This is a genomic window from Burkholderia sp. RF7-non_BP4 (genome assembly GCF_001521935.1).
GTDB classification, from domain to species: Bacteria; Pseudomonadota; Gammaproteobacteria; order Burkholderiales; family Burkholderiaceae; genus Burkholderia; species Burkholderia diffusa.
On sequence record NZ_LOTA01000068.1, the window covers coordinates 71180 to 89249 of the forward strand.

Here is an 18070-nt window from a genome sequence, read left to right on the forward strand (position 1 = left end):
CGGCGCATCAGGCCCAGCCGAGCGCGGCGAGCGTCATGTCGATCAGCTTGATGAACGGGAACGGCAGCAGCACGCCGCCGAGGCCGTACACCAGCAGGTTGCGGCGCAGCAGCGACGCGGCGCCGAGCGGCCGGTAGGTGACGCCCTTCAGCGCGAGCGGGATCAGCGCGACGATGATCAGCGCGTTGAAGATCACCGCCGACAGGATCGCCGACGCCGGCGACGTCAGATGCATGATGTCGAGCACGCGCAGCTGCGGGTACGTCGTCACGAACGCGGCCGGGATGATCGCGAAGTATTTCGCGATGTCGTTCGCGATCGAGAAGGTCGTCAGCGAGCCGCGCGTCATCAGCATCTGCTTGCCGATCTCGACGATCTCGATCAGCTTCGTCGGGTTCGAGTCGAGGTCGACCATGTTGCCGGCTTCCTTCGCCGCCTGCGTGCCGGTGTTCATCGCCACCGCCACGTCGGCCTGCGCGAGCGCCGGCGCGTCGTTGGTGCCGTCGCCCGTCATCGCGACGAGGCGCCCCGCCGCCTGGTGCTCGCGGATCGTCGCGAGCTTGGTTTCCGGCGTCGCTTCCGCGAGGAAATCGTCGACGCCCGCTTCCGCCGCGATCGCCGCGGCGGTGAGCCGGTTGTCGCCCGTCACCATCACGGTCTTGATGCCCATCTTGCGCAGTTCCGCGAAGCGCTCCTTGATGCCGCCCTTCACGATGTCCTTCAGCTCGATCACGCCGAGCACGCGCGCCGCACCGTCATGCAGGTCGGCCACGACGAGCGGCGTGCTGCCGCGGCGCGCGACGTCGTCGACCGCGCGGCGCACTTCGTCCGGAAAGCGGCTGCCGTGCGTCTCGACGTAGCGGCGAATCGCATCGGCCGCGCCCTTGCGGATTTCACGGCCGGGCAGATCGACGCCGCTCATCCGCGTCTGCGCGGAGAAGCCGAGGAACGTCGCATGCAGTTGCGCCATGTCGCGCTGGCGGATGTTGAAGCGTTCCTTCGCGAGCACGACGATGCTGCGGCCCTCCGGCGTTTCGTCGGCGAGCGACGACAGCTGCGCGGCGTCGGCCAGCGCTTCCTCGGTCACGCCTGGCGCGGGCACGAACATCGACGCCTGGCGGTTGCCGAGCGTGATCGTGCCGGTCTTGTCGAGCAGCAGCACGTCGACGTCGCCGGCCGCTTCCACCGCGCGGCCCGACGTCGCGATCACGTTCGCCTGCATCATCCGGCTCATCCCGGCCACGCCGATCGCGGACAGCAGCCCGCCGATCGTCGTCGGGATCAGGCACACGAGCAGCGCGACGAGCACGGTGATCGTCACCACGTGCCCGGCCTTCATCGCGTCGACCGCGAACATCGAGAACGGCAGCAGCGTCGCGGTCGCGAGCAGCATCACGATCGTCAGCGCGACGAGCAGGATCGTCAGCGCGACCTCGTTCGGCGTCTTCTTGCGCTTCGCGCCTTCGACCATCGCGATCATCCGGTCGAGGAACGCCTCGCCCGGGTTCGCCGTGACCTTCACGACGATCCAGTCGGACAGCACGCGCGTGCCGCCCGTCACCGACGAGAAGTCGCCGCCGGATTCGCGGATCACCGGCGCGGATTCGCCGGTGATCGCCGATTCGTCGACCGATGCGACGCCCTCGACGACTTCGCCGTCGGCCGGGATCACGTCGCCGGCCTCGACCAGCACGACGTCGCCCTTGCGCAGGTCGGACGCGGTCATGATGCGGATCGGCGACTTCGGATGCGGCTCGTTGAGCTTCTTCGCCATCACGTCCTTCTTCGCGCTGCGCAGCGATGCGGCCTGCGCCTTCGAGCGCCCTTCGGCGAGCGCTTCGGCGAAGTTCGCGAACAGCACCGTGAACCACAGCCACAGCGCGATCGCGAGGATGAAGCCCGCCGGCGCCTCGGCCTGGCCGACGAGCGCCGCGATCCACAGGATCGTGGTCAGGATGCTGCCGACGTACACGCAGAACATCACCGGGTTGCGGAACTGCGTGCGCGGCGTGAGTTTCTTGAACGAATCCACGATCGCCGGACGCAGCAGCGCCGGATCGAACATGGACCGTGTTGCGGAATGTTGAGTCATTGCGATCTCTTCAATCTCTTCAGTCTTTGCAAGGTGTCGCCATGCGGGCGCGCATCACGCGCCCAGCCACATCATCAGATGCTCGACGCCCGGGCCGAGCGCGAGCGCCGGCACGTAGGTCAGCGCGCCCACCAGCATCACGGTGCCGAGCAGCAGCACGACGAACAGCGGGCCGTGCGTCGGCAGCGTGCCGCTCGTCGCCGCGATGCGCTTCTTCGCGGCGAGCGAGCCGGCGATCGCCAGCACCGGCACGATCGTGCCGAAGCGGCCGAACCACATCGCGATCGCGGTCATCCAGTTGTAGAACGGCGTGCCGACCGTCAGGCCCGCGAACGCGCTGCCGTTGTTGTTCGCGGCCGAGCTGAACGCGTACAGGATTTCCGAGAAGCCGTGCGGGCCCGGATTCGCGATGCCGGCCTTGCCCGCATCGGCGAGCACCGCGATCGACGTGCCGAGCAGCACGAGCAGCGGCGTGAGCAGCACGACGATCGACACCATCTTCATCTCGTACGACTCGATCTTCTTGCCGACGTATTCCGGCGTGCGGCCGATCATCAGGCCCGCGACGAACACCGCGAGCAGCGCGAACACGAGCATCCCGTAGAGGCCGGAACCGACACCGCCGTAGATCACCTCGCCGAGCTGCATCAGCAGCATCGGCACGAGACCGCCGAGCGGCGTCAGCGAATCGTGCATCGTGTCGACCGCGCCGCACGACGCGGCCGTCGTCGCGACCGTGAAGATGCCGGTCTGCGCGATGCCGAAGCGCGTTTCCTTGCCTTCCATGTTGCCGCCCGGCTGCAGCGCGCTCGTCGACTGGTCGACGTGCAGCGCGGCGAGCGTCGGGTTGCCGGCCTGCTCGGCGCTCACCTCGACGCCGATCGCGATCGCGAACGCGACCGTCATCGCCGCGAGCACCGCGATGCCCTGCCGGCGGTCGCCGATCATCCGGCCGAACACGAGGGCCAGCGCGGCCGGGATGATCAGGATCGAGAAGATCTGCAGGAAGTTCGCGAACGGCGTCGGGTTCTCGTACGGGTGCGACGAGTTCGCGTTGAAGAAGCCGCCGCCGTTGGTGCCGAGCATCTTGATCGCTTCCTGCGACGCGACCGGGCCCATCGCAAGCGTCTGCTTCACGAGCGGCGTGGGCACCGTCACCGGGTTGCCCTTGTCGTCCTTGACCGGGTTGCCCTGCGCGTCGAGCTTCGGCGCCGCGTAGGTGCTCGCCTGCAGCACCGGCACGTCCTGGTACGCCTTCATGTTCTGGATCACGCCCTGGCTCATCAGCAGCGCGGCGACGAGCGCGGCCATCGGCACGAGCACGTACAGCGTCACCCGCGTGAGGTCGACCCAGAAGTTGCCGATCGTCTGCGCGGTATGACGCGCGAAGCCGCGGATCAGCGCGATCACGACGACGATGCCCGTTGCCGCCGACAGGAAGTTCTGCACGGTCAGGCCGAGCATCTGCGTCAGGTAGCTGACGGTCTGCTCGGGCGTGTAGTCCTGCCAGTTGGTGTTGGTGACGAAGCTGACGGCCGTGTTGAACGCACCGTCGGCCGTCATCGCGCCGAACTGCTGCGGATTGCCGGGCAGGAACCCCTGCAGGCGCAGCAGGCCGTACAGGAACAGCGCGCCGAGCGCGTTGAACGCGATCGTGGCGATCGCATACTGCTTCCAGTTCATTTCGGTGCCGGCGTCGACGCCGGCGATGCGGTACAGCGCGCGCTCGAGCGGCCCGAACACGCGCACGACACGCGAACTGCCGTCCATCACGCCCGTGAGGTAGCGCGCGACCGGCACGGCCGCCGCGAGCAGCACGACGATGAACAGCAGTATCTGCAACAGGTTGTTCGCGTTCATTCGATGTCCTCCGCGCGCAGCAGCGCAAAGACGAGATACGCGAACAGCAGGGCCGTCGAGGCACCCGCGAGCCAAAGCATCCAGGTCATGCGCGCCCCCCGCGACCGTATTGCACGAGCTTCTCGCAACCGGCAAGCAAACCGAGGATCAGCGCGGTGAACAACACCAGTGCGCCGATGAAAACCCCATCCATTTTTGTGTTCTCCGTCGTCGAAATCGGACGACTAGAACCTTATGGGATCGCGCGTAAAGGTCGGGTCAAAGCTGATCGGGCCGGTATAAAAAACCCGTAAACGCGTGCGGCGGGAAACGGCGGGCGGGACGAAGACGGAGCGGGCGGCGGCCAGCGCCGCCCGTCGCGGTGCGTGCCGGCGTGGCGCCGGCACGAAGGGATGGTCAGGGAACGAGGATCGTCGAGCCGGTCGTCTTGCGCGACTCGAGGTCGGCATGCGCGCGGCCGACTTCCGCGAGCGGATAGCGCTGGTTGATGCTCGTCTTCACCTTGCCCGACAGGATCACGTCGAACAGCTCGGCGGTCGCGGATTCGAGATCCGCACGCTTCGCGATGTACGAGAACAGCGTCGGCCGCGTGAAGAACAGCGAGCCGCGCGACGAGAACTCCTTCGAGTCGATCGCCGGCAGCGGGCCCGATGCATTGCCGAAGCTGACGAAAAACCCGAGCGGCGCGAGGCAGTCGAGCGAGCCGATGTAGGTATCCTTGCCGATCGAGTCGTAGACGACCGGCACACCCGCGCCGTTCGTGATCTCCTTCACGCGCTGCGTGAAGTTCTCGCGCGTATAGACGATCGGATGATCGCAGCCGTGCGCCTTCGCGAGTGCGGCCTTCTCGTCGGAGCCGACCGTCCCGATCACGGTCGCGCCGAGCGCCTTCGCCCACTGGCACACGAGCAGGCCGACACCGCCGGCCGCCGCGTGGATCAGGATCGTGTCACCGGCCTTCACCGGGTACGTGCGGCGCAGCAGGTAGTGCGCGGTCAGCCCCTGCAGCATCACCGACGCCGCGTCGTCGTAGCTGATCCCGTCGGGCAGTTTCACGAGCCGGTCGGCCGGCATCACGCGCTCCTGCGCATACGCGCCCGGCGGCTGCCCGACGTAGGCGACGCGATCGCCCGCCTTGAGCGCGGTCACGCCCTCGCCGACGGCCGTCACCTCGCCCGCCGCCTCCATCCCGAGGCCGCCGGGCAGCGGCTGCGGATAGAGGCCGGTGCGGAAATAGACGTCGATGTAGTTGAGCCCGACCGCATGCTGCCGGATACGGACTTCGCCCGCCTTCGGCTCGCCGACCTCGACATCGACCCACTTCATCACGTCCGGGCCGCCCGGCTGGTCGTATCGGATTGCTTTCGGCATCGTTTCGCTCCTCGTTTCTGAATCGGTCAGGGGATGTTCGGGTTGCCGACGCCCTCCGGTGCCGATCGGTACGGGACCGGCGGCGGTGCGCGTCGTGACGCCCGATTCTCGCGCGTCACGGCCGGGCGTGCATGGCCCTGCCGTCAGCAAGGGCAATCTGGCCGGCGGCCGACTAGCAAACGTCCTGCATGTTGCGCGCCAGATCGTCGAGCAGCATCCGCGCGGTCGCCACGTTCGTCGCGACCGGCACGTCGTGCACGTCGCACGCGCGCACCAGCGCGGTGATGTCCGGATCGTGCGGCTGCGCGGTCATCGGGTCGCGCAGGAACACGACGATGTCGACGCGGCCTTCGGCCAGTTCCGCCCCGATCTGCAGGTCGCCGCCGAGCGGCCCCGACAGCTTGCGCTCGACCTCGAGCCCGTGCGCGGCGGCGATGCGGCCGCCCGTCGTGCCCGTTCCGACCAGCCTGCATTGCGCGAGCGTCTCGCGGTACTGGCCCGCGAGCGCGACGATCTCGTCCTTCTTCGCGTCGTGCGCGATCAATGCGATGCGGGGTTTGCTCATCTCCGTTTCCTTCGTGGGTCGATTGTTGTCGTATGCGTGAATGGCGGTGCGCGCGTCAGAACGTGCCCGGATACGCGCCGCCGTCGAGCAGCCAGTTCTGCCCGGTGATGTAGCCGGCGTGGACGCTGCAGAGGAACGCGCACGCCGCGCCGAATTCGGCACGCGTGCCGAGGCGCCCGGCCGGGATTTCCTTCGCGCGCCGCGCGCGCATCTCGTCGACCGTCACGCCCTGCGCCTTCGCCGACGCCGCGAGCGTCGTCGCGATCCGGTCGGTGTCGAACAGCCCGGGCAGCAGATTGTTGATCGTCACGCCCTGCCCCGCGACCTTGCGCGACAGACCCGCGACGAAGCCGGTCAGCCCCGAGCGCGCGCCGTTCGACAGCGCGAGCACGTCGATCGGCGCCTTCACGGCCGAACTCGTGATGTTGACGATCCGGCCGAAACCGCGCCCGATCATCCCGTCGACGGTCGCGCGAATCAGCTCGATCGGCGTCAGCATGTTCGACTCGAGCGCGCGGATCCAGTCGTCGTGCGAGAAATCGCGGAAGTCGCCGGGCGGCGGCCCGCCGGCATTCGTCACGAGAATGTCCGGCTGCGGGCAGGCGGCGAGCGCGGCCGCGCGGCCGTCGGGCGTCGTGATGTCGCAGGCGACGGCGGTGATCGACACGTTCGACCCGGCGCGGATCTCCTCCGCGGTTTCCTCCAGCGTGTCGCGCGTGCGCGCGACGATCACGAGATTCACGCCCTCGGCGGCCAGCGCTTCCGCGCAGCCGCGTCCGAGCCCCTTGCTCGCCGCGCACACGAGCGCGGTCTTTCCTGCGATGCCGAGATCCATCGTCGATTCCCTTATGGCGACGCGCGCCGGCGCGGCCCGGCCGCATCGCCGGACGGGCGAACGGGCGCGAACGGCCGGACACGGCGCGCGGATTGTCGTGAGACGTCGATAATATCCGGATCACGCGGCGCGCCTTGGTAAAATTGCGGCCATAAGCGGCGGCCGGCGTGGCGCCATCGCCGCCCCCGATCCCCTTTTGCCGCCAAGGCACCCCGTCATGAAACAGGACAGCCGTTTCCCGAATCTCTTCATCACCGATCACCCGCTGATCCAGCACAAGCTGACCCACATGCGCGACAAGGACACGTCGACGCGCACGTTCCGCGAACTGCTGCGCGAGATCACGCTGCTGATGGGCTACGAGATCACCCGTAACCTCCCGATCACGACCAAGCGGGTCGAAACCCCGCTCGTGGCGGTCGACGCGCCGGTGATCGCGGGCAAGAAGCTCGCGATCGTGCCCGTGCTGCGCGCCGGCATCGGGATGTCGGACGGCCTGCTCGACCTGGTGCCGTCCGCGCGCGTCGGCCACATCGGCGTCTACCGCGCCGAGGATCACCGCCCGGTCGAATACCTGGTGCGCCTGCCCGATCTCGAGGATCGCATCTTCATCCTGTGCGACCCGATGGTCGCGACCGGCTATTCGGCCGTGCACGCGGTCGACGTGCTCAAGCGCCGCAACGTGCCGGCCGCGAACATCATGTTCGTCGCGCTGGTCGCCGCTCCCGAGGGCGTGCAGGTGTTCCAGGACGCGCATCCGGACGTGAAGCTGTTCGTCGCGTCGCTCGACTCGCACCTGAACGAGCACGCGTACATCGTGCCGGGCCTCGGCGACGCGGGCGACCGCCTGTTCGGCACCAAGAACTGACGCACGCCGCCGCCGGGCCGCGCGGCCCGGCAAACCGAGCGGCCCGCCCGGCCGTTCGGCCATGCACGGCGGCCCCGAAGCGACGGTCGCCGCGTGATAAAATCACGTTCCACTCGACACGCGCGGCCCCGCGGCATCACGCCCGCCCAGACGGCCGCCGATTCAACGACACATTGGCACAATCGCCCGCGCAGCGCGCCCGGGCACGGAGAAAGGTATGGCTGGTCATTCGAAATGGGCCAACATCAAGCATAAGAAGGCAGCGGCCGACGCGAAGCGCGGCAAGATCTGGACCCGCCTGATCAAGGAAATCCAGGTCGCGGCCCGCCTCGGCGGCGGCGACGCCAGCTCGAACCCGCGTCTGCGTCTCGCGGTCGACAAGGCAGCCGACGCGAACATGCCGAAGGACAACGTCAAGCGCGCGATCGACCGCGGCGTCGGCGGCGCGGACGGCGCGAACTACGAAGAAATCCGTTACGAAGGCTACGGCATCAGCGGCGCGGCGATCATCGTCGACACGCTGACCGACAACCGCACCCGCACGGTCGCGGAAGTCCGTCATGCATTCTCGAAGTTCGGCGGCAACATGGGCACCGACGGTTCGGTCGCGTTCATGTTCGATCACGTCGGCCAGTTCCTGTTCGCGCCCGGCACGTCGGAAGACGCGCTGATGGAAGCGGCGCTCGAAGCCGGCGCGGACGACGTCAGCACGAACGACGACGGCTCGATCGAAGTGCTGTGCGACTGGCAGGCGTTCTCGGCGGTGAAGGACGCGCTCGAAGCCGCGGGCTTCAAGGCCGAACTCGCCGAAGTGACGATGAAGCCGCAGAACGAAGTCGAATTCACCGGCGACGATGCGGCGAAGATGCAGAAGCTCCTGGACGCGCTCGAGAACCTCGACGACGTGCAGGAGGTGTATACGAACGCCGTCATCGTCGAGGAATGAGATGCCGGCCGCCGTGCGCATCGTCGCGACGGCGGCCCGACCGATTTCGCGGCCGGCGCGCCTGAGCGTGCCGGCCGCCCTGTTTTCTAGTCTGCGGGGAATCCCATGAAACTACTCGTCGTCGGTTCCGGCGGCCGCGAACATGCGCTGGCGTGGAAGCTCGCGCAGTCGCCGCGTGTCCAGATGGTCTACGTCGCGCCCGGCAATGGCGGCACGGCGCAGGACGAGCGTCTGAAGAACGTCGACATCACGTCGCTCGACGCACTCGCCGATTTCGCGGAAAGCGAAGGCGTCGCGTTCACGCTCGTCGGCCCGGAAGCACCGCTCGCGGCCGGCATCGTCAACCTGTTCCGCGCACGCGGCCTGAAGGTGTTCGGCCCGACCCGCGAAGCCGCGCAGCTCGAAAGCTCGAAGGATTTCGCGAAGGCGTTCATGAAGCGCCACGGCATTCCGACCGCCGACTACGAAACCTTCTCCGACGCCGCCGCCGCGCACGCGTACATCGACGCGAAGGGTGCGCCGATCGTCGTGAAGGCCGACGGCCTCGCGGCCGGCAAGGGTGTCGTCGTCGCGATGTCGCTGGAAGAAGCGCATGCCGCGGTCGACATGATGCTGTCTGGCAACAAGCTCGGCGACGCCGGCGCGCGCGTCGTGATCGAGGAATTCCTCGACGGCGAGGAAGCGAGCTTCATCGTGATGGTCGACGGCAAGCACGCGCTGGCGCTGGCTTCCAGCCAGGACCACAAGCGTCTGCTCGACGAGGACCGCGGCCCGAACACGGGCGGCATGGGCGCCTACTCGCCCGCGCCGATCGTCACGCCGCAGATGCACGCACGCGTGATGCGCGAAATCATCATGCCGACGGTGCGCGGGATGGAGAAGGACGGCATCCGCTTCACGGGCTTCCTGTATGCGGGCCTGATGATCGACAAGGAAGGCAATCCGCGCACGCTCGAGTTCAACTGCCGGATGGGCGACCCGGAGACGCAGCCGATCATGGCGCGCCTGAAGAGCGATTTCTCGAAGGTCGTCGAACAGGCGATCGCGGGCACGCTCGACACGGTCGAGCTCGACTGGGACCGCCGCACCGCGCTCGGCGTCGTGCTGGCCGCGCACGGCTATCCGGACGCGCCGCGCAAGGGCGACCGCATCAACGGGATCCCGGCCGAGACCGAACAGGCCGTGACGTTCCATGCGGGCACGACGCTCGCCGAAGGCGACAAGCTCGTCACGTCGGGCGGCCGCGTGCTGTGCGTGGTCGGTCTCGCCGATTCGGTGCGCGAAGCGCAGCAGCATGCGTACGACACGATCAACCAGATCAATTTCGAAGGCATGCAGTACCGCCGCGACATCGGCTTTCGCGCGCTGAACCGCAAGAGCGCGTGACGCCCTGACCGCCGCCTTGCCGTCGCAAGCGGCGGCCTCCTCTGCCGGGGTTCGATAGAATGCCCGGCAGATGCCTTTTTTACGGCCCCCGCTTCGCGCGGAGGCACCCAGTTCAGACATGACCGATTCGACCTACGACGTGGCGCGCGTGCGCACGTACCTCCAGGGCCTGCAGACACGCATCGCCGACGCGCTCGGCGCGCTCGACGGCACGCCGCTCGCGACCGATGCGTGGCAGCGCGGGCCGGAAGAGCGCCTGCGCGGCGGCGGCTGCACGCGGATTCTCGAAGGCGGCCGGGTGTTCGAGCGCGCGGGGATCGGTTTTTCCGACGTCGCGGGCGACGCGCTGCCGCCGTCGGCGAGCGCCGCGCGCCCGCAGCTGGCCGGCCGCGGCTTCGAGGCGCTCGGCGTGTCGCTCGTGCTGCACCCGCGCAATCCGTACTGCCCGACGGTGCACATGAACGTGCGAATGCTGATCGCGACGAAGCCCGGCGAGGCGCCGATCTTCTGGTTCGGCGGCGGGATGGATCTGACACCGGTTTATCCGTTCGAGGACGACGCGCGCCATTTCCACCAGACCTGCAAGGACGCGCTCGACCCGTTCGGCGCCGAGCTCTATCCGCGCTTCAAGACATGGTGCGACGAGTATTTCTTCCTGAAGCACCGCAACGAGACGCGCGGCATCGGCGGGATCTTCTTCGACGACTTCGCCGAACCCGGATTCGAACGCTCGTTCGAGATGATGCAGAGCGTCGGCGACGCGTTCCTGAATGCGTATCTGCCGATCGTCGAACGCCGCATCGCGCTGCCGTACGGCGAGCGTGAACGCGACTTCCAGGCTTACCGGCGCGGCCGCTACGTGGAATTCAACCTCGTGTTCGACCGCGGCACGCTGTTCGGCCTGCAAAGCGGCGGCCGGACCGAATCGATCCTGATGTCGATGCCGCCGGTCGCGAACTGGCGCTACAACTGGCAACCCGAGCCGGGCTCGCCCGAAGCGCGCCTGAGCGAGTTCCTCGTGCCGCGCGACTGGGTCTGAGCCCGCCGCGCCCCGCCGCCCCAAGAACAGGACACGTTTTTCTGAACACCACCGCCCGCCCCGCCCCGCAGCCGCGAACGCCGTCACGTCGCATCGGCCTGCTGGGCGGCACGTTCGATCCGATCCACGACGGCCACCTCGCGCTCGCGCGCCGGTTCGCCGACGTGCTCGGGCTGACCGACCTCGTGCTGCTGCCCGCCGGGCAGCCTTACCAGAAGCGCGACGTGTCGGCCGCCGAGCATCGGCTCGCGATGACGCGCGCCGCTGCCGGCTCGCTGTCCCTGCCCGGCGTGACGATCACCGTCGCGACCGACGAGATCGAGCACGCGGGGCCGACCTACACGGTCGAGACGCTCGCGCGCTGGCGCGAGCGGATCGGCCCCGACGCTTCGCTGTCGCTGCTGATCGGCGCCGACCAGCTGGTGCGGCTCGACACGTGGCGCGACTGGCGCAAGCTGTTCGACTATGCGCACGTGTGCGCGTCGACGCGCCCGGGCTTCGACCTCGGCACGGCGCCGCCGGCCGTCGCGCAGGAAATCGCGCGGCGGCAGGCCGGCGCCGACGTGCTGAAAGCGACACCGGCCGGCCATCTGCTGATCGACACGACGCTGGCGTTCGATATCGCCGCAACCGACATCCGTGCGCACCTGCGCGAATGCATCGCGCGTCACGCGCAAATGCCCGATGCGTCGGCCGAGCATGTGCCGGCCGCCGTCTGGGCCTATATTCTTCAACATCGTCTCTACCATTCCTGATTCCATGGATATCCGCAAACTGCAGCGCGTGATCGTCGACGCTCTCGAAGACATCAAGGCGCAAGACATCAAGGTGTTCAACACCAGCCACCTGACCGAACTGTTCGACCGCGTGATCGTCGCGTCGGGCACGTCGAACCGCCAGACCAAGGCGCTCGCGTCGAGCGTGCGCGACAAGGTCAAGGAAGCCGGCGGCGACATCGTCAGCTCCGAGGGCGAAGACACGGGCGAATGGGTGCTGGTCGACTGCGGCGACGCCGTCGTGCACATCCTGCAACCGGCGCTGCGCCAGTACTACAACCTCGAGGAAATCTGGGGCGACAAGCCCGTGCGGATGAAGCTCGGCGGCGGCAAGGGCCCGAACGGCGTCGCGACGGCCGGCGAAGACGAGGACGACGAGGAAGAAGCGCCCGCACGCCCGGCGCGCAAGACGGCGGCCCGCCGCCGCTGACCCGCAGCGAGTCGTCCCGATGAAGCTTTTCATCCTTGCGGTCGGCCACAAGATGCCCGGCTGGATCGCGTCCGGCTTCGACGAATACACGAAGCGCATGCCGCCCGAGCTGCGCATCGAGCTGCGCGAGATCAAGCCCGAACTGCGTTCGGGCGGCCGCAGCGCGGAAAGCGTGATGGCGGCCGAGCGGCAAAAAATCGAGGCCGCGTTGCCGAAGGGCGCGCGCATCGTCGCGCTCGACGAGCGCGGCCGCGACTGGACCACCATGCAGCTCGCGCAGGCGCTGCCCGGCTGGCAGCAGGACGGCCGTGACGTCGCGTTCGTGATCGGCGGCGCCGACGGGCTCGATCCGGAACTCAAGGCGCGCGCCGACCTGCTGCTGCGCATTTCGAGCATGACGCTGCCGCACGGGATGGTGCGCGTGCTGCTCGCCGAACAGCTTTACCGGGCGTGGAGCATCACGCAGAATCACCCCTACCACCGCGCATGACGCGTCGTCCTCGGGACGCGCGGCGCGCGCGCTCAACGAGATAACGACACCATGCCGTCCAGCACGCCCCCCGCCCTTTTTCCGACCCTTTACCTTGCTTCGCAAAGCCCGCGCCGCCAGGAGCTGCTGCAGCAGATCGGCGTGCGCTTCGAATTGCTGCTGCCGCGCCCCGACGAGGACGCCGAGGCGCTCGAAGCCGAACTGCCCGGCGAAGCCGCCGATGCGTACGTCCGGCGCGTGACCGTCGCGAAGGCCGAGGCCGCGCGTGCGCGCCTCGTCGCGAGCGGCAAGCCGGCCGCGCCGGTGCTGGTTGCGGACACCACCGTGACGATCGACGGCGCGATCCTCGGCAAGCCGGCCGATACCGCCGATGCGCTCGCGATGCTGACCCGCCTCGCCGGCCGCGAACACGAGGTGCTGACCGCGGTCGCGGTGATCGGCGCCGACGGCGAACTGCTGCCGCCCGCGCTGTCGCGCTCGTCGGTGCGCTTCGCGGCCGCGCCGCGCGAGGCGTTCGAACGTTACGTCGACACCCGCGAACCGTTCGGCAAGGCCGGCGCCTACGCGATCCAGGGGCGCGCGGCCGAATTCATCGAGCGAATCGAAGGCTCCCATTCGGGTATCATGGGTCTGCCCCTCTTTGAGACCGCGGCACTGCTGCGCGCCGCGCGCGTCGACTTCTGAATCCCACCATGAACGAAGAAATCCTGATCAACCTCACGCCGCAGGAAACGCGGGTCGCACTCGTCCAGCAAGGCGCGGTGCAGGAGCTTCACGTCGAGCGCACGCTGTCGCGCGGGCGGGTCGGCAACATCTACCTCGGCAAGGTCGTGCGCGTGCTGCCCGGCATGCAGTCGGCATTCATCGACATCGGCCTCGAGCGCGCGGCGTTTCTGCACGTCGCGGACATCTGGCATCCGCGCCTCGCGGGCGAGCCGCAGTCGGGCACGCCGCACCAGCCGATCGAGAAGACCGTCTTCGAAGGCCAGACGCTGATGGTCCAGGTGATCAAGGATCCGATCGGAACGAAGGGCGCGCGACTGTCGACGCAGGTCAGCATCGCGGGTCGCACGCTCGTGTACCTGCCGCAGGAGCCGCACATCGGCATCTCGCAGAAGATCGAGAGCGAGGCCGAGCGCGAGGCCGTGCGCGCACGGCTGACCGCCGTGATCCCGCCGGACGAGAAAGGCGGCTACATCGTGCGCACGATCGCCGAGGACGCGACTTCCGACGAACTGGCGGGCGACGTCACGTATCTGCGCAAGACCTGGGCGACGATCGTCGCGCAAGCGCAGCGGCTGCCGGCGACGAGCCTGCTGTACCAGGATCTCGATCTCGCGCAGCGCGTGTTGCGCGATTTCGCGAACGACGACACGACGCGCATTCAGGTCGATTCGCGCGAGACCTACCAGCGCCTCGCGGACTTCGCGGGCGAGTTCACGCCGGCGGTGAGCCCGAAACTGCATCACTACACCGGCGAGCGGCCGCTGTTCGACCTGTACAACATCGAGACGGAGATCCAGCGCGCGCTGTCGCGCCGCGTCGACCTGAAGTCGGGCGGCTACCTGATGATCGACCAGACCGAGGCGATGACGACGATCGACGTGAACACCGGCGGCTACGTCGGTGCGCGCAACTTCGACGACACGATCTTCAAGACCAATCTCGAGGCCGCGCACACGATCGCGCGGCAGCTGCGTCTGCGCAACCTCGGCGGGATCATCATCATCGACTTCATCGACATGGAGAACGCCGAGCATCGCGACGCGGTGCTGTCCGAGCTGAAGAAGGCGCTGTCGCGCGATCGCACGCGCGTGACGGTCAACGGCTTCTCGCAGCTCGGGCTCGTCGAGATGACGCGCAAGCGCACGCGCGAATCGCTCGCGCACGTGCTGTGCGAGCCGTGCCCGACCTGCCAGGGCAAGGGCCAGGTGAAGACGTCGCGCACCGTATGCTACGACATCCTGCGCGAGATCCTGCGCGAGTCGCGCCAGTTCAACCCGCGCGAATTCCGCGTGATCGCCGCGCAGCAGGTGATCGACCTGTTCCTCGACGAGGAGTCGCAGCATCTCGCGATGCTGATCGACTTCATCGGCAAGCCGGTATCGCTGCAGGTCGAGTCGAACCTGAGCCAGGAGCAGTACGATATCGTGCTGATGTAGCATTCCGCCCGTTCGCCGCCGGCCTCGCCGCGCGGCGAACCGTGCGGCAAGCTCAGCCCTGATCCGTAGGGTTATAGCTCCAGATCACGAGCCCCCAGTTTGTCGATTTGATGTCGGGAAACCTCTCCCCCGCGTTGAAATAGCGCCGCCCCTGTTCGCTGCCCAGTGCGGGACTGACCCACCATCCGCTCTGCGGCACGACGTCACCGGGCCTCGCCTTCAGCTTCGCCGAGGCATTTGGCCGGACAGGTTCGCTCGAACCCGATGTAACAGGACACCATTCCACGGCGAGCTGGTTTTCCGTACTACCTGCGGCAACCACCCGGCGAGCCTCCGGCGTATCGTCGAACCGCGTCCGAAAAGTCGTCTCGCCCTGTTGTACGTCACCAAAGGTGCCCCCCAAAAAGCGCACGCCCGTTAGATCCGCCCCTCTGAAATCGACCCCGCTCATTTCGCAATTCTCAAACACGGCGTCAGTCAGTCGCGCGGCGTCAAACCGAGATGCAGTGAGTCTGCACTCGACGAAACGAGTTGCCACGAAATCGCATCGCGTTGTCGTATTCCAGCGCCACTCGTTTCGCTCAGCCAGGACCCCGGAAAAATTGCATTCCACGAGCTCCGACGAATTCAGACTTCCCTCTGCCATCGTCACACCGGAAAGATCGCTATTGCTCAACTTGGCATGCTCGATGAACGATTGCCGGAATCGCGCATGGCGAAAGTCGACACCCGCGCCGTAGACCGGGAGCATTTGCGCCAAGTGAAATCCGCACCTTTTGAAGGAGACGCCGTCCAGAATCGCGTATTGAAACCCGACTTCATCAAATTGCGCTCCATCGAACGTAGCAAAGGCGAGATGGCTGTAGCTCAAGTCGAGATTCGCGAGCTTGGTATCCGGGAGCGATGCTCCTCGAAGATCGATCGTCGGCGATCCATCCAGTACATGGGGCAGCGAATCGCACAGAGGCACCCATTCATCCTCCGGCAACGCGCCCTTGATCGCATCGAGTAGGTCCTTGTACTTCCCGACGTTCCATCGATCGCGCAATTCCCGCACTTCGGCGGCGTTCATCTGCATCCAATTTCTCCGGACAATTTTGTGATTACCTTGGCAATTTACGCGCCATCAATTTTCCGCTTCGGCTCGTCACCACTTCATAGACTGCCTCCACCTGCTCCGGCTTAATCCTTCCTGGCACTGCAATTTCCACCTCGCCGTGTACAGCGTTTCCGCCAAAGCTGCCGTCGGGCTTTCGAACGCGGCCTTCAAGTGCAGCATTCACGTCATAGCCCTTCACATTCTTCAGTTCGATCACAAATCCGCCTTCATCAGCCCACAAGATCGCACCTGCCTGACCGTCGGGTGTCATCAGCATGACCGTCGTCCCACGAAACGCGCGATCATGCGCACCGCCCGCATGTTCGACCAGGTCAATATTGTTGCCTCGTCCCGGCAGACCCTCTTTATAGATCTTTGCTGCGACCTCTTGGGCGGATATCTGCGCGTCGACGCCGAGCGTGGCCCGGTCGGCCCCGTGATACAACTTGTCATAGAGTAACGGCTTGATCTTTAAGCCGTTCACCACCGCATACTCTTCACCCGGTGTATGTACCTCCTCGATTTTCACGTTTGGCTGACCGGGCGGCGGCGGTGGCACATCCGGCTTGTCCTTGCGCACCGGCGCGGACCCTGTTCTCGAACTTCCGCCCCCGCCCTCAGCACGGTGCGTTGCAGGATCGCGAAGCGTCGCACCAGGCGTGTCATGGATCTCCTGCTTGAGCGGCGCAACGGCCTGCGGCTTCGTCGTCGTCACGCCTGCGGATACCACGTGGCTGTCCTTGGGTGCCTCCTGTGCCAGCAACCGGTCGAGACGCTGCTGCAACTCCGCCACGGCCCTCGGAATCTGCTGGATGCCTTCCTGCTGTACAGCGTAGAACCGCTGCTCCCACATTGATAGCTTCTGGATCAAACGCTGAACCGACTCGAGATGGTCTGCGATCCTGACATGCAACACACGGGCATTCAGAAGCTTGCTGCGGACTTCCTGCACGATACCGATCAGCTTGCCCGTGGTCTGCTGAAGAATTTCGAGCAGCGACTTTTCATAGTTGGCAAACTTCACACCCTTCAGAAACTCCAGGATATTGCCTTTGACGAACTTGTTGAGAAAGCGGACCATTTCCGCCAGCTTTCCCGATTCCTCGATCAGCATCAGCATCACGGCACGCAACGCCGCCGCGAGTTCGTCACCCATGATGCCGGTGACCACCGCGCCAACACCCGCGGCAACCGCACCGGCAGCAGCCATCACGAGCGGCAAAGCCAAGGCAATCAGGCACGCGCACAGCAGAATCCACTCCGATACTTCCTTGCGTCGCTCCGGATGCGTGGAAAGACGAATGATGATGGCGACTGCATCGCGCGCACTCGTGACGATGATGACGCCCGGCACGAAATTCGCGAGCATTTCAGCGACGATCACGGAGAACGGCCGGTCCGGAACGAATTCGCCCAATAGGAAATCCTTCAGCCAGTTGAAGGTAGCGGCTGCATCCCCCAGCACCTCTTCCCAGATTGCGTCCAACAGACCGCTGCTTGACGATTCGCTCATGCTCTCGCACCCGGATCGATATCGTTGGAATTACCTGTGTCGACCACAGGCTTTGCTGTGACCTTGATCGACTGAAACTGGCTCCAGTCGGAATCGGCCCTGATGCCGACTTCAGACTTCGGCGGACTCTTGTCTGTTAGGTATTGGACTTTTGCGCTAGTGCCGGCCGGTACGCCACTGATCTTCGCATAGCCGTCTGCATCCAGTACGCCATGTTTGACGGAACCGTCACTCAGCGTCATTTTGTATTCCACACCAGGGCTAGGGCGACCGTAGGGATCGACCAAGCGGAATTCCAGATCGGTCGGCGCCGCTGCACCTTGGGGTAGATGCGGCATGACGAAGTTTGTGCTCGCCGGCCCAGCGAAGGTGTGTGACGCGCCTTTCACGTCGATTTTCCCGGGCGCATGGATTTCAACATCGCCACCTTTGATCCAGATATACGCACCGCCGCTCGTCAGCAGAATCCCCTGATCGGCCGCGATCTCGATCCGATCGGTTGCGGACACAACCTTCACCGCCTTCTGCGCGGTGACTTCGACGTTGTCCGACTGCGCCTGAATCTCGACCTTGCCCTTGCCCGCGAACAGCTTCATCCCAGCGTTCTGCGCGAACAGGCTCAGCTTCTGCCCGATGCT

Annotated in this window: 18 protein-coding genes; 9 read left to right on the top strand and 9 right to left on the bottom strand. The window is 66.4% G+C overall.

Going from position 1 to position 18070, the window contains the following annotated elements; translation table 11 throughout:
* Positions 1-7 precede the first annotated feature (7 nt).
* The 6 genes from kdpB to WS49_RS22015 all read right to left on the bottom strand — a co-directional run bounded on the left by kdpB (position 8) and on the right by WS49_RS22015 (position 6723).
* Positions 8-2092, bottom strand: coding sequence for a potassium-transporting ATPase subunit KdpB (gene kdpB / locus WS49_RS21985; RefSeq protein ID WP_059533267.1), 2085 nt, complete (start codon positions 2090-2092; stop codon positions 8-10).
* A 54-nt stretch (positions 2093-2146) separates the two neighbouring features.
* Positions 2147-3952, bottom strand: coding sequence for a potassium-transporting ATPase subunit KdpA (gene kdpA, locus WS49_RS21990; protein WP_059533269.1), 1806 nt, complete (start codon positions 3950-3952; stop codon positions 2147-2149).
* The gene (kdpF, locus tag WS49_RS21995; protein WP_006752209.1) at positions 3949-4041 is read right to left on the bottom strand and encodes a K(+)-transporting ATPase subunit F; all 93 of its coding nucleotides are present in this window, start codon (positions 4039-4041) and stop codon (positions 3949-3951) included. The genes kdpA and kdpF overlap by 4 nt, the downstream gene beginning before the upstream one ends.
* Positions 4042-4348: 307 nt before the next feature.
* Positions 4349-5323 (bottom strand): quinone oxidoreductase family protein, encoded by a 975-nt coding sequence (locus tag WS49_RS22005; protein WP_059533271.1) that lies wholly within the window; start codon positions 5321-5323, stop codon positions 4349-4351.
* A 172-nt stretch (positions 5324-5495) separates the two neighbouring features.
* Positions 5496-5888: a methylglyoxal synthase gene (locus WS49_RS22010; RefSeq protein ID WP_059533273.1), complete on the bottom strand. Its 393-nt coding sequence runs from the start codon at positions 5886-5888 to the stop codon at positions 5496-5498.
* Positions 5889-5943: 55 nt separating this feature from the next.
* A complete protein-coding gene (locus tag WS49_RS22015; protein WP_059533275.1) occupies positions 5944-6723 on the bottom strand; it encodes an SDR family oxidoreductase in 780 nt (259 codons plus the stop codon).
* 217 nt (positions 6724-6940) lie between these two features.
* On the opposite strand from WS49_RS22015, the gene upp reads away from it, so the two are divergent.
* From upp to rng, 9 genes are all read left to right on the top strand, one after another.
* A complete protein-coding gene (upp, locus tag WS49_RS22020) occupies positions 6941-7591 on the top strand; it encodes a uracil phosphoribosyltransferase (protein ID WP_006478229.1) in 651 nt (216 codons plus the stop codon).
* A 217-nt stretch (positions 7592-7808) separates the two neighbouring features.
* Positions 7809-8537 carry a YebC/PmpR family DNA-binding transcriptional regulator gene (locus tag WS49_RS22025; RefSeq protein WP_044844700.1) on the top strand — a complete coding sequence of 243 codons (729 nt, stop codon included), beginning with the start codon at positions 7809-7811 and terminating at the stop codon, positions 8535-8537.
* Positions 8538-8642: 105 nt separating this feature from the next.
* The gene (gene purD / locus WS49_RS22030) at positions 8643-9923 is read left to right on the top strand and encodes a phosphoribosylamine--glycine ligase (protein ID WP_059468145.1); all 1281 of its coding nucleotides are present in this window, start codon (positions 8643-8645) and stop codon (positions 9921-9923) included.
* 118 nt (positions 9924-10041) lie between these two features.
* On the top strand, positions 10042-10962 hold the full coding sequence (gene hemF / locus WS49_RS22035) for an oxygen-dependent coproporphyrinogen oxidase (protein WP_059533277.1): 921 nt from the start codon (positions 10042-10044) through the stop codon (positions 10960-10962).
* Positions 10959-11717 carry a nicotinate-nucleotide adenylyltransferase gene (locus WS49_RS22040; protein ID WP_373557203.1) on the top strand — a complete coding sequence of 253 codons (759 nt, stop codon included), beginning with the start codon at positions 10959-10961 and terminating at the stop codon, positions 11715-11717. The genes hemF and WS49_RS22040 overlap by 4 nt, the downstream gene beginning before the upstream one ends.
* A 4-nt stretch (positions 11718-11721) precedes the next feature.
* Positions 11722-12168, top strand: coding sequence for a ribosome silencing factor (rsfS, locus tag WS49_RS22045; RefSeq protein WP_059533282.1), 447 nt, complete (start codon positions 11722-11724; stop codon positions 12166-12168).
* 19 nt (positions 12169-12187) lie between these two features.
* Positions 12188-12658 carry a 23S rRNA (pseudouridine(1915)-N(3))-methyltransferase RlmH gene (gene rlmH / locus WS49_RS22050; RefSeq protein WP_044844705.1) on the top strand — a complete coding sequence of 157 codons (471 nt, stop codon included), beginning with the start codon at positions 12188-12190 and terminating at the stop codon, positions 12656-12658.
* Between the two features lie 51 nt (positions 12659-12709).
* Positions 12710-13342, top strand: a complete 633-nt coding sequence (locus tag WS49_RS22055; protein WP_059533284.1) for a Maf family protein — start codon at positions 12710-12712, stop codon at positions 13340-13342.
* A gap of 8 nt (positions 13343-13350) precedes the next feature.
* Positions 13351-14820 (top strand): ribonuclease G, encoded by a 1470-nt coding sequence (gene rng / locus WS49_RS22060; protein ID WP_059533286.1) that lies wholly within the window; start codon positions 13351-13353, stop codon positions 14818-14820.
* 52 nt (positions 14821-14872) lie between these two features.
* On the opposite strand, the gene WS49_RS33985 is transcribed toward rng, so the two are convergent.
* The 3 genes from WS49_RS33985 to WS49_RS22075 form a co-directional block, all read right to left on the bottom strand.
* The gene (locus WS49_RS33985; protein WP_082725556.1) at positions 14873-15898 is read right to left on the bottom strand and encodes a pentapeptide repeat-containing protein; all 1026 of its coding nucleotides are present in this window, start codon (positions 15896-15898) and stop codon (positions 14873-14875) included.
* Positions 15899-15923: 25 nt separating this feature from the next.
* Positions 15924-17432: a hypothetical protein gene (locus WS49_RS22070; protein ID WP_059533288.1), complete on the bottom strand. Its 1509-nt coding sequence runs from the start codon at positions 17430-17432 to the stop codon at positions 15924-15926.
* The coding region (locus WS49_RS22075; RefSeq protein ID WP_156441430.1) for a DUF2345 domain-containing protein at positions 17429-18070 on the bottom strand (642 nt) is incomplete at its 5' end. The genes WS49_RS22075 and WS49_RS22070, both read right to left, overlap by 4 nt.

Bases quoted from the DNA above. Each gene is read 5' to 3' on its own strand.
- kdpB (WP_059533267.1), bottom strand. From the start codon at position 2,092: ATGACTCAACATTCCGCAACACGGTCCATGTTCGATCCGGCGCTGCTG.
- kdpA (WP_059533269.1), bottom strand. From the start codon at position 3,952: ATGAACGCGAACAACCTGTTGCAGATACTGCTGTTCATCGTCGTGCTG.
- kdpF (WP_006752209.1), bottom strand. From the start codon at position 4,041: ATGACCTGGATGCTTTGGCTCGCGGGTGCCTCGACGGCCCTGCTGTTC.
- WS49_RS22005 (WP_059533271.1), bottom strand. From the start codon at position 5,323: ATGCCGAAAGCAATCCGATACGACCAGCCGGGCGGCCCGGACGTGATG.
- WS49_RS22010 (WP_059533273.1), bottom strand. From the start codon at position 5,888: ATGAGCAAACCCCGCATCGCATTGATCGCGCACGACGCGAAGAAGGAC.
- WS49_RS22015 (WP_059533275.1), bottom strand. From the start codon at position 6,723: ATGGATCTCGGCATCGCAGGAAAGACCGCGCTCGTGTGCGCGGCGAGC.
- upp (WP_006478229.1), top strand. From the start codon at position 6,941: ATGAAACAGGACAGCCGTTTCCCGAATCTCTTCATCACCGATCACCCG.
- WS49_RS22025 (WP_044844700.1), top strand. From the start codon at position 7,809: ATGGCTGGTCATTCGAAATGGGCCAACATCAAGCATAAGAAGGCAGCG.
- purD (WP_059468145.1), top strand. From the start codon at position 8,643: ATGAAACTACTCGTCGTCGGTTCCGGCGGCCGCGAACATGCGCTGGCG.
- hemF (WP_059533277.1), top strand. From the start codon at position 10,042: ATGACCGATTCGACCTACGACGTGGCGCGCGTGCGCACGTACCTCCAG.
- rsfS (WP_059533282.1), top strand. From the start codon at position 11,722: ATGGATATCCGCAAACTGCAGCGCGTGATCGTCGACGCTCTCGAAGAC.
- rlmH (WP_044844705.1), top strand. From the start codon at position 12,188: ATGAAGCTTTTCATCCTTGCGGTCGGCCACAAGATGCCCGGCTGGATC.
- WS49_RS22055 (WP_059533284.1), top strand. From the start codon at position 12,710: ATGCCGTCCAGCACGCCCCCCGCCCTTTTTCCGACCCTTTACCTTGCT.
- rng (WP_059533286.1), top strand. From the start codon at position 13,351: ATGAACGAAGAAATCCTGATCAACCTCACGCCGCAGGAAACGCGGGTC.
- WS49_RS33985 (WP_082725556.1), bottom strand. From the start codon at position 15,898: ATGCAGATGAACGCCGCCGAAGTGCGGGAATTGCGCGATCGATGGAAC.
- WS49_RS22070 (WP_059533288.1), bottom strand. From the start codon at position 17,432: ATGAGCGAATCGTCAAGCAGCGGTCTGTTGGACGCAATCTGGGAAGAG.